Origin of the sequence: Streptomyces sp. NPDC026673 (assembly GCF_040638135.1) — a bacterium.
Lineage (GTDB): Bacteria > Actinomycetota > Actinomycetes > Streptomycetales > Streptomycetaceae > Actinacidiphila.
The window spans coordinates 41,430-56,428 of the sequence record NZ_JBEZXR010000011.1 but is presented as its reverse complement, the minus strand read 5'-3'; the positions used below and the strand labels follow the sequence as shown (position 1 = coordinate 56,428).

Sequence of the window (14,999 nt, the reverse complement as noted above, 5' to 3'; positions counted from 1 at the left end):
GGCGGTTACACCCACGTCCGGGGGCGGAGGCGGTTGGCCCGCTCCACCAGTTCGATCCTTGTGCGGCCCTGGTCGGCGAGCCGGGCCAGTACCCGGTACGAGTGTTCCAGGCCGAAGCGCAGCCCTCGCTCGTCCAGCACCCGGCCCAGGAGCCCGGGCGTGGCGGATCCGGCGGCTTGGCCGCCCGACGCGCCCTGCCGCCCGGCCAGTACCCAGTCCAGCGCGCCGCCCAGCACCTCGGTGGACAACTGCTCGCGCAGCCGTGTGTCGAGACCCAGCCGCTGCAGGTCCTCCACCTGCGCCGCGGCGGCTCTGAGGTCGTCCAGCAGCGCCTCCTGCGGGGCGCGTCCGCGCAGCCGCGCGCGGACGGCCGCCACCCGCGCCGCCGTGTAGTGGATCGAGGACTCCGGGACCGACTCCAGGGCCGCCACCGCCCCGGCCCGGTCGCCCGCGGCGAGGCGGACGCGCGCCAGGCCGAAGGCCGCGCTCACATAGCTCTGGTCGGTGGTCCACACGAGGCGGTAGTACTCGGTGGCGTTGTCCAACTGGCCCAGCAGTTCGGCGCAGACCGCGAGCGCCAGCTTCGGCGCGGGCTCGCCGGGGAAGGCGTCGTAGACCGCGTCGAAGGACAGCGCGGCGGTCTCGTCGTCGCCGGTGACGAGCGCGCCCAGGCCGCGGTGCCACACCACGCGCCAGTCGTCGGGATGCTCCTCCTGCAGCGTCCGCAGCGCCTCGCCTGCCGTGGACGCGTCGCCGTTGTCGAGCCGGGCGCGCACCAGGCGCAGCCTCAGCTCCGGCGATCGCACCGGCGCCGCCTGCAGCGCGGCCACCAGCTCGGACGGCGCGGCGGCGGCGAGTCCCGCCAGGAAGCCGGCGTTGGGGTCGGCCGGGTCGACGTGCGGCACGGGCAGCGCGAGCGCCGCCGCCCGTACGTCGAGGCGCGTCACGGCGGGGCCGGCCCCGGCCGGGGTCGGGGCGGTCCGCTGGGCGGGCACGGTGAACGGGGTGCCCGGCACGGTCGCGCTGTACCCCCCGGGACCCGGCGTGGGGAGCGGCACCGAAGCGGCGGGCAGCGCCGGTGCGGCGGCGGGGGCCGCGGGCAGGGCCGGCCGCGCGCGCCCGCGGCCGCCGTTCGCGCCGCCGGTCACGCGGTCGCCGAGGGCCGAGGCGTCCACGGCGGGGGCCAGCAACTCGGTGTCGACCACCCGCAGTTCCGGACCGAACAGCGTGGACAGCGCGGGCCGCGGCTTTCCGCTGCCGAGCGCCACGACCTCGCGCAGCACGCCGAGCAGCTGCTCGCTCATCTCCTCCGCCGAGGCGAACCGCCGCCCCGGGTCGGGGTCGGTGGCCCGGACCAGGAGCCGGTAGAAGGACTCGTAGCGGGAGAAGACCTCGATGCCGTCCGGATCCGGCAGGCTGTCGGCGAACACGTTCGTGTAGCCCTGGAAGTCGAAGGTGAGCACGGCCAGCGTCCGGGCGACCGTGTACAGGTCCGAGGCGACGGACGGGCCGACCTCCGGCACCTCGGGCGCCTGGTAGCCGACCGTGCCGTAGATCGGGCTGTCCTGGTCGTCCATCCTGCGGACGGCGCCCATGTCGATGAGTTCCAGCCGGTCCTCGGTCTGGATGGCGTTGTCGACCTTGAAGTCGCAGTAGAGCAGGTTGCGGCTGTGCAGGTGGCCGAGCGCGTCCAGCGCCTCGATGGCGTACGCGATGGCCTGGTCGACCGGGAGCGGCTCGCGTCTGCCGTCGGCGGCCCGGCGCTCGTTGGCGATCTCCTTCAGGGACTTGCCGCCGACGTACTCCATGACGATGTAGCCGTCCAGGGTGCCGCCGCGGGGGTCCAGGTGCTCGACGAAGTTGTAGATCCGCACGATGTTGGGGTGCTCGATCTCGGCGAGGAAGCGTCGTTCGGAGACCGCCGCGGCCAGCGCGTCCTCGTCGCCGGTGTCGAGCAGGCCCTTGAGCACCACCCAGCGGTCGCTGACCGCCCGGTCCACCGCCAGGTAGATCCAGCCGAGCCCGCCGTGCGCCAGGCAGCCCACCACCTCGTACTGCCCGTGCACCACGTCCCCCGCCCGCAGCTTGGGCGTGAACGAGTACGGGTGGCCGCACTTGGTGCAGAAGCCCTCGGTGCGCCCGGGACGGTCGCCGCGGCCGCGGCCGACCGGCGCCCCGCAGTCGCCCCGGCTGCAGAACCGCTTCCGCTCGGGGACCTGCGGGTCCTGCAGCACGGCCGCGGCCGGGTCGGGCCGGGGGATGGGCGGCACGGCCACCAGGCCGGCGCCCAGCTTGCCGCGGGTCGGGCCGCTGGAACCGGAGCGCGAACTGCGCACCGAGACGGAGGCGCCGCTCGTACTGCCGCTCAGCGAACGCGACAGCCGCCCGGACACCGAACGGCGTGAGGAGCGGGACGTGCCCGAGGTCCGCGACGAGCGCGAGGACGCGCCGGAACCCGCGCCCGTCCCGGCGGCCCGTGACGGCCGGGACGGCGTGGCAGGGCCCGCGCCCGCGCCCGGCTTCCCCGCCGCCGGCAGCGGCGCGAGCCCGCACGTGTCGCAGAACAGCTCACCGCCGCCGACGTCCTCGATCGTCCCGTCGCAGTCCGGACGCTGGCACTTCATCGCCCATCCCCCTTGTGATCGGCAGGTTCGGCCTGCCCCGGCACCAGCACTTCGGCCACGGCCTGCTGATAGCGCAGCACCGCGTTCCCCGCCGCTCGCAGATCGCAGGGCGCGCTCCACAGAAGCCGCCGCGCGTGGTCGTACCGCTCCATCAGGAACGGGTCCTCCGCCATCCCGTGACGCGCCACCTTCGCCCGGTAGGCGTCGAGCCGGCCGCGCAGTTCGGCGCGGACGGCGAGCGGCGCGGTGACCGCGGTCAGGGACTCGCGGGCGCGCAGCAGCTCGTCGTCCGCCCGCTGCTCGAGGCCGTCGAGCAGCGGCGACAGGCGGTGCCACTGACCGGTCCTGCGGTAGTCGACCGCGGCGGACAGCTGCTCGTGCAGCGCGACCGGCGCACCGCTGACCGCGGGCACCTCCGAGGCCGCGATCTTGGCGAGCACCTCGACCCGCGCGCTGCGCGCCTCGGTGAGGGTGCGGTCGGCGCGCGACAGGACGTCCCGCAGCCGCATCAGCCGGTGGTCGGCGTCGTCCCGGACGTGCAGTACGGCCTCGACCTCGCGCCGTATGTCCTCCAGACTCCGCCCCGCCCGTTCGTAGCGCCCGATGTCGGGCCGGCCGCCGGACCAGAAGGCGAGCGGGTCGGAGACCACCTCGGCGCGCAGCGCCGCCAGCGCGTCCAGCATCTCGGCGAGGTCGCCGCCCGAGGGATGGGTGCCCGGCCGCACGCCGACGGACTCGGCGAGCGAGCGGACCCGTTGCGCCTCGGCGGCCAGCAGGTCGATGCGCGCGGGCAGCGCCGACCACACGGCGTCGGCGGCGGAGACGACCTCCATCACCTGCGCGTACCACCCGTTCATCCGCGCCAGCAGCTCCTCCAGACTGAGCCGTTCGCTCAGCCGGGCCGGCCCGGTCAGACTCCGCGCCGCCTCCGGCAGGGCGCCGCCGGAGACGGTGACGCCGGAACCGCGCAGCAGCTCGGTCAGTTCCCGCAGCTCGTTCTGGGTGGGCCAGCGGCGGCGGGCGCGCAGGGCGCGTGCGGTGGTCAGGGCCTCGGTGTACATGTCGAAGTGCGACCACAGCAGGGCGACGGCCTGTTCGGCGGCCGCCCAGCGCTCCTTGGTGGCACCGCTCAGCTCCGCGCCCTCCAGCAGCCTGCGACCGGAGTGGTCCTGCAGCGCCAGCAGGGACGCCTCGACCGCGTTCCGTTCGTCACCCAGCCGTGCCAGGGCACGGTCGACGTCCTCGCGGCTCATCGCCGGTCCGGATGGTCCCGCGACCGCCATCGCACCCTCTTTCTCTCCCGCCGGTCCCCGTGCTTCCCGTCAGTCCCCGTTGGTCCCCGTCAGTCGCCGTCAGGTCCCGCACGTATCGGCCGGCACCCGCGAGTTCCCGCCGGTCGCTTGCCCGGACGTGCGGCACCTCGCTGTCGCCTCAGTCCTTGTAGAGCGGTTCGGGCGGGCCCTCGATGCCGGGAAGGTCCGCCTCCAGCCAGGTACGGTACGCCTGCATCCACAGACTGTCCGGACCGCCGTCGCGGTACTCCTCCAGCACCTTGTTGACCCGGCGCACCAGGTCGGTGTCCTGCTCGTTCATCGCCACGCCGTAGTACTCGGTGGTGACCGGCTCGCCGATCAGGCGCACCGCCGGGTCCTGGGCGGCCTGGCCCGCGGCGAGCGCGTTGTCGGTGAAGACGGCGTCGGCCTCACCCAGTTGGAGCATCACCAGGCAGTCCAGCTGGTTCGCGACGAGGAGGATGCGGGGCCGCAGCCGCTCCTTCTCCTTCTCGAGCTCCGCCTGTCCGGTGCTCCCCTGGGCGACGCAGATCCGTTTCCCCTTCACGGAGGCGTCGAAGCCCTTGATGGCGGAACCCTGACGGGGGACCAGCAGCTGCTGCCCCGCCTTGAAGTAGGCCGTGGAGAAGGCGATGTGCTTCTCCTTGATCCGTTCGCAGGTGATGCTCACGGTGCGGACCAGCAGGTCCACGTCGCGGTTGTTGACGGCTTCGAAGCGCTTGGCGGTCGGGACCGTCTTGTACAGGATGGCGTTCTCGCTGCCGAGGATGTCCTTGGCGATGGCCTTGGCCAGGTCGATGTCGAAGCCGACGATCTTCCGGGAGACCGGGTCGCGGTAGCTCCACCGGTAGCCGTTCTGATCGACCCCGATGACCAGCTTGCCGCGCTTCTTGATCCGTTCGATCGCGGGGCCGCTCGCGGACGACGGCCGCAGGCTCGCCTCCGGATGGCCCCCGCAGTCGTCGTCGGCCGCGGCCTCCCGCGGTGCGGCGGCGGGGGCCTTCGCCGTCGGCCCGGTCTCGCGGCGATCGCCGTCCGTGCCGTCCCGCAGCGGCAGTACGGCCCCGGCGGCCGCCAGCGCGCACAGTCCGGCCGCCGCCGCGACAGCCGTCCAGCCCCGCACGCGCCGCCCACGCTCCTCGCGCCTCATCGGCTTCCTCCCCCCGTTCACCGGTACTCCGACAGCCGGCGCCCGATGCCGAGCACCGCGCCCACCGCGGCGAGCACCGCCAGCAGCGCGGCGCCCAGCACCAGCCCGTCCAGCGCGCCGCGCCCGTCGGCGGCGGCCTCCTCGAACTCCCGCTGCTCGTGGCCGACGGCCTGTTCGAGGTTCTTGTCGACCTCGTCGAAGCAGAAGCCCGTGTACAACTCGGGCCGTTCGCCGCTCTCGTACACACCGCCGATCGTCTGGGCCACGGCGTCCAGGTAGTTGCCCGCGTCGTCCTTCTCGCGGGCCTCGCCGTGCAGTCCCCACCAGGCCTTGGCGGCCTTCATCGCGGAGGTGATGCTCTTCCGGCCCTGATCGTCGTCGGCGAGGTCCAGCGCCCGCGCCAGCAGGCCCGTCCGCCCGTCGGCGCCCGTGCCCGCCAGGCCCTGCAACTGCTCGTCGTACGCCGAGCTGTAGGCGTCCCCGCCGCCGCGGGCGACCAGGGTGAGATTCTCGTTGCCGCGGGCCTGCAGGGTCTGGATCCGGGCCTGGTTGAGAACCTGCAGCGACTGCGCGCCGTGCGCGTAGGAGTCGTCGAGCTTGGCGCGCGCGACGCCGTGCCCGGCCACCAGCCACAGCAGCACCACGGCGGTGGCCACCGTCCCGGCCACCATGCCCGGGTTGAACACCCGGTGCGTACGGCGGTACGAGCGGTGCTGCGCCCAGCCCAGCGCGCCCAGCGCGACGACGCCCAGCGCCCAGGCGGCCCAGGGCAGCGCCTTGGCGTCCTCGTAGTCCTCGCCCAGCCGTGCGGTCTCGATCGTCCACAGCTGCTTGGCGTCCGGGAGGAGCTCGTCGCTCATCATCTTGTTCGCGCGCCGCAGATACGCCCCGCCGACTGGGAAGCCCTGGCGGTTGTTGGCACGGGCCCGCTCGACCAGGCCGGTGTAGACCGACAGCCGCTGGCTGAGCCGCTCCAGGCGGGCCCGGGCCTGGGCGGAGTCCTCGGAACTGGCCGCCGCCTCGGCGATGTTCCGCGAGGCGACCCGGATGTCCTCCGCGTACCGCTCGCGGTCCTGCGCCGGGTCGTCGCCGCCGGCGAGGAAGCCGCCCGCGGCGGTGGCGTCCGCGTCGGCGAGCGAGCGGTAGATGTCCGCGGCCCGTGCGCTCAGCGGCTCACTGTGGTGGATCACGTCGTCGGCCGCGGCCGAGCGCTCGGTGATCTGCCACGCCGTCACCGTGCCGAACGCGACGACCAGCATGACCAGCGCCGCCCCGATGATCCGCAGCCGGCCGGGTTCCGTGGTGGCCGCGCCGCGCCAGACGCGCAGCTGCTCCACCCATGCCCACGCCCGCGGCCCCCCGCCGCCGGGCGCGGGCGTGCCCGCCCGCGCGGTCGGCAACTCCGTCTCCATCGGCGTCCGTGTCACCTGCCGGCCCTCCCCCCGACCCGTTCGCCCGCGCGTACGCGCGACGAGCCCATGACCAGCAGTATGGCCGTCGTCACCGGCGTTCACCCAGGTATTGGGTGGATCTTGCCGCCCGTGCCACCGGCCTGCCGCCCGTCGGGTCCGCCCCGCGTGCCGCCCCCTCGCAGGTCACCACGCACGGGGGAGGGGGTTCGGTTCCCCCGGCGTGCGCGCCGGTTATGACACGGAGCCCACCGATTCGTAATGCGCCCTCAGCCGGGCGTGGACCTCCGGCCCGGCACCTGTGCGGTCCAGTCCCAGCAGGGCGGCGCCCAGCACCGGCGGCGAGGTGACGACCTTGGGGACGGCCCTGGGCGCCGCGGCGGCCAGCAGGGAGGTCACGGAGTCCATCAGCAGGGGATGACGGGCGGCCAGCACACCGCCGCCGAGGACGACGCCGGTCTCCGTGTCGAGCAGGTCGAGCCGGCGCAGCGCGACCGTGGCCATGACCACGATCTCCTCGGCCTGCCGCTCCACGATCGCCCGCGCGACCGGATCACCGGCCTGTGCGGTCTCGAAGAGGACGGGCGTCAGCTCGTGCTTGCGGGCGAGGGCGATGTGTCCCAGGTGCAGCGCCTCGATCAGGGCGTACATCGAGGTCAGCCCGAAGTGCCCGGGCAGCGTGGCGGCGAGCGCGGTGGCGCCGCCGCGCCCGTCCTCGGCGCGCGCCGCCCACCACAGCGCCTCGTCGGCCAGGCCCGCCCCGCCGCCCCAGTCCCCGGACAGGTGACCGATGGCGGGGAAGCGGGCGGTACGGCCGTCCGGCAGCATGCCCGCGCAGTTGATGCCGGCGCCGCACACCACGGCGACCCCGCGCGGTTCGTCGACGCCCGCGCGCAGGAGGGCGAAGGTGTCGTTGGCGACACGGGTGCCCACCCCCCAGCCCCGGGCGTGGACGGCGCGTTCGAGCTGCTCCTCCTCGACGGGCAGGTCGGCGTTGGCCAGGCACGCGGAGACGTGCCGCACCAGCGGCACGCCGGGCCGCGGGGAGAGACCGGCGGCGTCGGCCGCCCGCTCGACGATGCGCGCGATCACCTCGACCGCCGCCTCGGTGCCGACGATCTGCGGCTGGAACCCGCCGCCGCGGGCGGTGCCGAGCACCGACCCGTCGGCGGCGACGAGCGCGACGTCGGTCTTGCTGTTGCCCGCGTCGACGGCGAGCACGCCGTCGGCGAGGAGAGGGTTCAGGCCCACGCGAGGTGCTCCCGGTTGTGCGCGATCAGACGGTCGGTCAGGGCCTCGGCGTACTCGTACTGGCCGACGAGGGGGTGGGAGAGCAGGGCCTTGAAGACGCGGTCCCGGCCGCCGTGCAGGGCGGCGGTCAGCGCCAGGTCCTCGTAGGCGGTGACATTGGCGACCAGACCGCCGTAGAGCGGGTCCAGGGGCGGGACGGGCAGCGGGTGCGTCCCGTTCGCGTCCACGGTGGCCGGGACCTCGATGACGGCGTCGTCGGGGAGGAAGGGGAGGGTGCCGTTGTTGCGGGTGTTGACGACCTGGACGTCGCCGGTGTCCCGCAGCAGGGAGGAGGCGAGGGCCACGGCGGCCTCGGAGTAGTAGGCCCCGCCGCGCCGGGAGAGCAGCTCCGGCTTCTCGTCGAGGGTCTCGTCCCCGTACATCGCCAGCAGTTCCGCCTCGATGGCGGCCACCTCGGCGGCCCGGGAGGGCTTGGTCCGCATCTCCCGGACGACCTCGTCGTGGGCGTAGTAGTAGCGCAGGTAGTACGAGGGCACCACGCCCAGCCGGTCCAGCACCGCGCGCGGCAGGTGGAGGTCGGCGGCGACGGCGTCGCCGTGCTCGGCGAGCAGCTTCGGGAGCACGTCCTCGCCCCCGGGGCCGCCGATGCGGACGCCCCGTTCCCACGTGAGGTGGTTGAGGCCCACATGGTCCAGGTGGACCTCCTCGGGCGCCACGCCGAGCAGCCCGGCGAACTTCCGCTGGAAGCCGATGGCGACGTTGCACAGGCCGACGGCCTTGTGGCCGGCCTGCAGCAGGGCGCGGGTGACGATGCCGACGGGGTTGGTGAAGTCGATGATCCAGGCGTCGGGGGCGGCCCGGCGGACCCGCTCGGCGATGTCCAGCACCACCGGCACCGTGCGCAGCGCCTTGGCCAGCCCGCCCGCTCCGGTGGTCTCCTGGCCGACGCAGCCGCACTCCAGCGGCCAGGCCTCGTCCTGCGCCCGGGCGGCCTGGCCGCCGACGCGCAGCTGCAGCAGCACGGCGTCGGCCCCGGCCACGCCCGCGTCCAGGTCCGAGGTGGTGGTCACGGTGCCGGGGTGGCCCTGCCGGGCGAAGATCCGCCGGGCGAGCCCGCCGACCAGCCGCAGCCGGTCCTCGGCCGGGTCCACCAGGACCAGCTCCTCGACCGGCAGCGTCTCCCGCAACCGTGCGAATCCGTCGATGAGTTCCGGGGTGTACGTGGATCCGCCGCCCACGACCGCCAGTTTCATCCCTTGACTCCCGTCAACGTCACGCCTTCGATGAAGGCCTTTTGTGCGAAGAAGAAGACGACGATCACGGGTGCCATGACCAGCACCGTCGCGGCCATCGTCAGGTTCCAGTTGGTGTGGTGGGCGCCCTTGAAGGACTCCAGGCCGTAGCTCAGGGTCCAGGCGGCCGGGTTCTCGCTCGCGTAGATCTGCGGGCCGAAGTAGTCGTTCCAGCAGTAGAAGAACTGGAACAGCGCCACCGCGGCGATGGCGGGCTTGGCCATCGGCAGCACCACGCGCAGCATCGTGCGCAGTTCGCCGCAGCCGTCGACCCTGGCCGCGTCCGTGTACTCCTTGGGGATGGTGAGCAGGAACTGCCGGAGCAGGAAGATGGTGAACGCGTCGCCGAAGGCCATCGGGATGATCAGCGGCCACAACGTGCCCGACAGATGCAGCTGCTTCGCCCAGAACAGGTACATGGGCACGATGACGACCTGCGGGGGCAGCATCATGGTGGAGATCACGAGCATCATCGACAGATTGCGCCCGCGGAAGCGGAACTTGGCGAGCGCGTAGGCGACCGGCGTGCTGGAGACGACGGTCAGCACGGTCCCCAGGCCCGCGTACAGCAGGGTGTTGCGCCACCAGGTGAGGAACCCGGGGGTGTCCCAGACGGTGCCGAAGTTGCCCCATTCCCAGGTCCTGGGCCACAGGTCGCGGGTGAGGGCCTGGTTGTCGCTCATCACCGCGGTGAGGAAGACGAAGACGAACGGCAGGACGAAGAAGAGCGCGGCGGCGATGCCGAGGGCGTGCACCGCGATCCAGTGCAGCGCCGCCTTGCGGGCCGCGGTGCGCCGCGCACCGGAGGGGAGGCCGGTGGCGGCGGCCGGGGCGGTGGGGGAGAGGGTCGCGTGGGTCGTCATGGGTGTCAGTCCTCCGCCGTCAGGAAGCCGCTGCGGCGGCGCATCAGGAGCGCGGTGAAGGCCATGGCGAGCGCGAAGAGCACGAGGGCGATCACACAGGCCGAGCCGGTGTCGAAGCGCTGGAAGCCGAGGTTGTAGACCAGTTGCGGCAGGGTCAGCGTGGACTTCTCCGGGTAGCCGGGCTCGAACTGCTGGCCGGAGCCGCCGATGACGCCGCTGGCGACCTTCCCGGCGACCAGGGGCTGTGTGTAGTACTGCATCGTCTGGATCACCCCGGTCACGACGGCGAACATCACGATGGGCGAGATGTTCGGCAGCGTGACGTAGCGGAACCGCGCCCAGGGGCCGGCTCCGTCCAGCTCGGCGGCCTCGTACTGCTCCTTGGGCACGTCGAGGAGCGCGGCCATGAAGATGACCATGAGGTCGCCGATGCCCCACAGTGCCAGCAGGGTGAGGGCGGGTTTGGACCAGGACGGGTCGTTGAACCAGCCCGGCTGCGGCAGCCCGATGCTGCCGAGCAGGTGGTTGACCGGTCCGGTGCCGGGGTTGAGCAGGAAGGCGAAGGCCATGGTCGCGGCCACCGGCGGGGCCAGATAGGGCAGGTAGAAGGCGGTGCGGAACAGCCCCGCGGCCGTCCTGATCTTCGTGATCAGCAGCCCGATCCCGAGCCCGAAGACGACCCGCAGGCTGACCATGACCACGACCAGCCACAGGGTGTTGCGCAGGGCCGGCCAGAAGAACGGGTAGTCGTTGAAGACGTACGACCAGTTCCTGACGCCGTTCCAGGTCGGAGCGGTGAATCCGTCGTACTTCATGAAGGAGAAGTAGACGGTCGAGATCAGCGGGTAGGCGAAGAAGACGCTGAAGCCGATCACCCAGGGCGACATGAAGGCGAGGGTGCGAAGCGCCTCGCGGCGGCGCTTCGCCCTCAGCATCGGGTGGACGGTGCTCATCACTTGGCCTGCGCGATGTCCTTGTCGACCTGCTCGTCGACGCCCTTGAGGCCGGCGGCCAGGTCGGTCTGCTTGCCCGCCTCGAAGGCGTAGCCGAAGTCCTGCAGCGTCAGCTGGTAGGTACCGCCGTTGACACTCGCGGGGGTGGTGGTGCTGTTGGGGTTCTGAGCGATCTCCACGAAGGTGCGGAAGAGGGGATCGGCGTCCAGCTCAGGGGACTTCAGGGCCGCCAGCGTGGAGGGCACGTTGTGGATGGCGTTGGCGAAGCTCACCACCGCGTGGGTGTCGGTGGTCATGTACTTCACCAGCTCCCAGGCGGCGTTCTTCTTGGCGCTGGTGTTGGCGACGCCGATGATCGTGCCCGACAGGTAGCCCTTGCCGTAGGTGTCGGCCTGGTCGTCCGGCACGGGGAAGGGGGCGACGCCGATCTCGAACTTCGTGCCCGCCTCCTTGGCCATGCCGGCCCGCCACTCGCCGTCGATGGCCATGGCCACCTGGCCGGTGTGGAAGGGGTTCTTGGCGCCCCACTCGTCACCGAAGCCCGACCGGTACTTCTCCAGCTTCTTGAAGCCGCCGAGCGCCTTCACCATGTCCTGCTGCCAGGTGAACATGGCCGCGAAACCGGGGTCCTTGGCGACGTTCGACTTTCCGTCGGCGTCGAAGTACTTCGCGCCCCACTGCGCGGCCAGGTGCGTGGTGGTCGACTCGTAGCCGTGGAAGTTCGGCATGAAGCCGAGCTGGGAGTAGGAGTCGCCCTTGTTCTTGGTGAGTTTGACCGCGTCGGCCTTGAACTCCGAGAGCGTCTTCGGCGGGGCGGAGATGCCGGCGGCCTTGAAGGCGTCCTTGTTGTAGTACAGGCCATAGGCGTCGCCGAGCAGCGGCAGCGTGCAGCGCTTCCCCTCGAACTGGGTGTACTCCAGCATCGGCTTGGGGAAGGTGGCCGCCGGGTCGATGCCGGACTTCTTCAGGAACGGGTCGAGGTCGGCGAAGGCGTTGGACGAGCAGAACTTGCCGACGTTGTCGGTGGTGAAGGAGGAGACGACGTCGGGGGCGTTGGGGCCGCCGGCCCGCAGCGCCTGGTTGATCTTGTCGTCGGTGATGTTGCCCTGCACCTTGACGTGGATGTTGGGGTGGGCCTTCTCGAACGCCTTGACGTTGGCGTCGATCGCCTTCACCTCGCTCGGCGCGGACCAGCCGTGCCAGAAGGTGATGGTCACGTCCTTGCTGGGGTCGTCGCCTGCGGTGTTGTTGCTCGAGCCCGTGCACGCGCTCGTCAGCAGGGTTATCGCGGCGGCTGCTGCGACGGCGGCCGCGGCCGTCTTGGTGGAACCGGACACTTCGCTTCCTCCGGGGGACTTCGGGCGGTTCGAGGGTGTGCGAGACCGGCGGAGGGACCCTCGGGGGTCCGTCCGCTGCGTGTGCGGGTGGGCGGGTGTGCGGGTGGGCGGACAGGTGGGGCTGGTGCGTTCAGCGCGAGGTGTCGAACACCTCGTCGCGGGTGGTGGCGAGGGCGCTCTGCAGCGCCCCGGACAGGACGGGGTCGTTCGGTACGCCGCCGAGTACCAGCCGGGGCCGGGGCACGGCCAGTTCGGCCAGTTCGGCCTGGACCAGGGAGCGCAGCGGCTCCCCGCCGGCGGCGATGACGCCGCCGGCCAGGACGATCAGCTCGGGGTCGAGGACGGTCACCAGCGAGGCGAGCCCGACGGCGAGTCCGGTGGCGAAGCGCCGCAGCAGGTCCGCGTGGGCGTCGTCACCGGTACCGGCCGCCGCGCCGAGCAGCGCCGAGGCGCTCTCGGCCTGGGTGCCGCGGGGGACGGCCAGGCCGAGTTCCCGGGCGATGCGCAGTACCGCGTTGCAGCCGGCCAGTTCCTGGAAGCCGCCGGCGTTGGCCTTGGCGACGTGCCGGACCAGGGGGGTGCCCGGCACCGGCATGAAGCCGACCTCGCCGGCGCCGCCGGTCCGGCCGCGGTGCAGCCGGCCGCCGATGACGATGGCCGCGCCGATGCCCTCCTCGTTCCACAGCAGGACGAAGTCGTCGTGGCCGCGGGCCGCGCCGAGCCGCTGCTCGGCGACGGCGGCGAGGTTCACGTCGTTGTCGTACTCCAGGGGGACGGGCAGGGCGGCGGCCAGCTCGTCCAGGAGGGCGGGGGAGTGCCAGCCGGGGAGGTGGCTGGCGTACCGCAGCCGGCCGGTGCTCGGGTCGAAGGCGCCGGGGGTGCCGACGACGATCCGGTGCAGGTCGGTGCGGTGCAGCCCGGCGGCCTTGACCGCGCCGTCGACGGCCTGCACGACCTGTTCGACGGCGCCGCCCTGGCCGCGCCGGGGGCGGCCGGGGGTGGCGAGTTCGAAGGTGCCGGTCACATGGCCGGTGATGTCGGCGACCGCGGCACGGATGTGCTCGGTCGTGACGTCGAGACCGGCGACATGGGCCGCCGCGGGGTTGACCGCGTAGAGCTGTGCGTTGGGTCCCGGGCGTCCTGCGGTCGTGCCGGTGGCGAGTACCAGCCCGGCGGCTTCCAGGCGGGCGAGCAGCTGGGAGGCGGTGGGCTTCGACAGGCCGGTGAGCTTGCCGATCCGGGTGCGGGAGAGGGGGCCGTGTTCGATGAGCAGGTCGAGCGCGGCGCGGTCGTTCATCGCCCGCAGGACGCGCGGTGTTCCGGGGGTGCCAGGCGTGCCTGGGCTTCCGGGGGTACCGGCCACGGTCTCGTCCTCCCTCGTGATGACGGCTCGCGCCGCAGGCTACGGCACGGGGCCGGCGGGCTGGCTGGGGTTGTGGGGCGGGGTGTGCCCGATGTTGGTAGTTAGGAAACTTTCCTGTTGGTGAAAGGCAAGGTAGGCGCCCGTGGCCGGAGCGTCAAGGGCCGGTCCCGGGGTCGGCGCCAAAGCGTTATCCGGCGGGCCGGGGCATGGAAAAGGGGCGCCGGGCGGTGCCCGGCGCCCCTCGTGGGCGGATCCGCTACTTGACCGTGCTCGGCTGCGCCGACGCCGACGGCGTGGCCAGCGGCTGGGCCGCCAGGGCCTGGGGGGAGGCGGGATTGGCCAGCGCGGACGGCGGTGCGACGGCGGCCGCGGGATCGGCGGCCTCGTCCTCCTCGGCCGCCTGCGGGGTGCCGCCGACGATCGCGATGCCGGCTGCGTCGAAGGCCCGCTTGATCCGCCAGCGCAGCTCGCGCGCGACCGCGGCGGCCTTGCCCGGCATGGTCTTGACCTGCGCCTGGATCAGTACGGAGTCCGCCGTCACGGCCTCCAGGCCCAGCACCTCGACCGGCTCCCAGAGCACCTCGTCCCACGGCTGGTCCTTGGCCATCGCGGCGGCGGCCTCCTCGATCACCGTACGGGCCCGGTCCAGGTCCTCCCCGTAGCCGACCTGGACGTCCACCACGGCCGTCGCCCAGCCCTGGCTGAGGTTGCCGATCCGCTTGACCTCGCCGTTGCGGATGTACCAGATCTCGCCGTTGTCGCCGCGCAGCTTGGTCACCCGCAGTCCGACCTCGACCACGGTGCCGCTGGCCACGCCCGCGTCGATGACGTCGCCGACGCCGTACTGGTCCTCCAGGATCATGAAGACGCCGGAGAGGAAGTCCGTCACCAGGTTGCGCGCGCCGAAGCCGATCGCCACACCGGCCACACCGGCGCTGGCCAGCAGCGGAGCCAGGTTGATCTTCAGCACAGACAGCACGGTCAGTGCCGCCGTCCCCATGATCACGAACGAGGCCACGCTGCGCAGCACCGAGCCGATCGCCTCGCTGCGCTGGCGCCGCCGTTCGGCGTTGACCAGCAGCCCGCCGAGCGCGCTGGTCGCGGCGGCCTCGGCACCGCGGTTCATCCGCTCGATGAACTTGGTGATCATGCGGCGGACCACCGACCGCAGCACCAGCGCGATCACCAGGATCAGCAGGATGCGCAGTCCGGCGGCGAGCCAGTCCGCCCAGTTCTGACCGATGTAGTCGGCGGCGTCGGTCGCGCTCTTCTGGGCGTCGTCGATCGTCGTGACGGCGGCCGGCGATGTGGACACGGGCGGAAACCTCCGGGTTGGGCAGGCTTCCCACACTAACGGGGGAGGCGAAGTGTCCCGTTGTGTTGTCCGAGCACGACGTGCGGTGATTCAGGGCATGTAAAGGAGTGTGGTTGAAAACACCCTCGCTCCGTTACCCGGTCATGGTGG

General features: G+C 72.6%; 11 protein-coding genes. All 11 read right to left on the bottom strand.

The window, feature by feature from the left end; translation table 11 throughout:
- Positions 1-5 precede the first annotated feature (5 nt).
- Positions 6-2,624, bottom strand: coding sequence for a tetratricopeptide repeat protein (locus AB0F62_RS11375; protein WP_361795512.1), 2,619 nt, complete (start codon positions 2,622-2,624; stop codon positions 6-8).
- A complete protein-coding gene (locus AB0F62_RS11370; RefSeq protein WP_361795510.1) occupies positions 2,621-3,907 on the bottom strand; it encodes a hypothetical protein in 1,287 nt (428 codons plus the stop codon). The genes AB0F62_RS11375 and AB0F62_RS11370 overlap by 4 nt, the downstream gene beginning before the upstream one ends.
- Before the next feature lie 148 nt (positions 3,908-4,055).
- A complete protein-coding gene (locus tag AB0F62_RS11365; protein WP_361795507.1) occupies positions 4,056-5,066 on the bottom strand; it encodes a glutamate ABC transporter substrate-binding protein in 1,011 nt (336 codons plus the stop codon).
- Between the two features lie 17 nt (positions 5,067-5,083).
- On the bottom strand, positions 5,084-6,493 hold the full coding sequence (locus AB0F62_RS11360; protein ID WP_361795504.1) for a hypothetical protein: 1,410 nt from the start codon (positions 6,491-6,493) through the stop codon (positions 5,084-5,086).
- Between the two features lie 216 nt (positions 6,494-6,709).
- Entirely contained in the window at positions 6,710-7,726 is a 1,017-nt protein-coding gene (locus tag AB0F62_RS11355; protein ID WP_361795501.1) for a BadF/BadG/BcrA/BcrD ATPase family protein, read from the bottom strand.
- Positions 7,717-8,979 (bottom strand): 6-phospho-beta-glucosidase, encoded by a 1,263-nt coding sequence (locus AB0F62_RS11350; protein ID WP_361795498.1) that lies wholly within the window; start codon positions 8,977-8,979, stop codon positions 7,717-7,719. Before AB0F62_RS11350 ends, AB0F62_RS11355 begins: the two co-directional genes overlap by 10 nt.
- Entirely contained in the window at positions 8,976-9,881 is a 906-nt protein-coding gene (locus AB0F62_RS11345; protein WP_361795495.1) for a carbohydrate ABC transporter permease, read from the bottom strand. The genes AB0F62_RS11350 and AB0F62_RS11345 overlap by 4 nt, the downstream gene beginning before the upstream one ends.
- A 5-nt stretch (positions 9,882-9,886) precedes the next feature.
- Entirely contained in the window at positions 9,887-10,834 is a 948-nt protein-coding gene (locus tag AB0F62_RS11340; RefSeq protein WP_361795492.1) for a sugar ABC transporter permease, read from the bottom strand.
- Positions 10,834-12,171 (bottom strand): ABC transporter substrate-binding protein, encoded by a 1,338-nt coding sequence (locus AB0F62_RS11335; protein WP_361795489.1) that lies wholly within the window; start codon positions 12,169-12,171, stop codon positions 10,834-10,836. Before AB0F62_RS11335 ends, AB0F62_RS11340 begins: the two co-directional genes overlap by 1 nt.
- A gap of 130 nt (positions 12,172-12,301) precedes the next feature.
- Complete coding sequence (locus AB0F62_RS11330; RefSeq protein WP_361795486.1) at positions 12,302-13,468, bottom strand: ROK family transcriptional regulator; 1,167 nt, start codon at positions 13,466-13,468, stop codon at positions 12,302-12,304.
- Between the two features lie 322 nt (positions 13,469-13,790).
- Positions 13,791-14,849 (bottom strand): mechanosensitive ion channel family protein, encoded by a 1,059-nt coding sequence (locus AB0F62_RS11325; RefSeq protein WP_361795483.1) that lies wholly within the window; start codon positions 14,847-14,849, stop codon positions 13,791-13,793.
- Positions 14,850-14,999: the final 150 nt, after the last annotated feature.

What these genes read in the sequence shown, in the direction of transcription:
- AB0F62_RS11330 (WP_361795486.1), bottom strand. Translation starts at nt 13,468, where the DNA reads ATGAACGACCGCGCCGCGCTCGACCTGCTCATCGAACACGGCCCCCTC.
- AB0F62_RS11350 (WP_361795498.1), bottom strand. Translation starts at nt 8,979, where the DNA reads ATGAAACTGGCGGTCGTGGGCGGCGGATCCACGTACACCCCGGAACTC.
- AB0F62_RS11375 (WP_361795512.1), bottom strand. Translation starts at nt 2,624, where the DNA reads ATGAAGTGCCAGCGTCCGGACTGCGACGGGACGATCGAGGACGTCGGC.
- AB0F62_RS11370 (WP_361795510.1), bottom strand. Translation starts at nt 3,907, where the DNA reads ATGGCGGTCGCGGGACCATCCGGACCGGCGATGAGCCGCGAGGACGTC.
- AB0F62_RS11345 (WP_361795495.1), bottom strand. Translation starts at nt 9,881, where the DNA reads ATGACGACCCACGCGACCCTCTCCCCCACCGCCCCGGCCGCCGCCACC.
- AB0F62_RS11365 (WP_361795507.1), bottom strand. Translation starts at nt 5,066, where the DNA reads ATGAGGCGCGAGGAGCGTGGGCGGCGCGTGCGGGGCTGGACGGCTGTC.
- AB0F62_RS11340 (WP_361795492.1), bottom strand. Translation starts at nt 10,834, where the DNA reads ATGAGCACCGTCCACCCGATGCTGAGGGCGAAGCGCCGCCGCGAGGCG.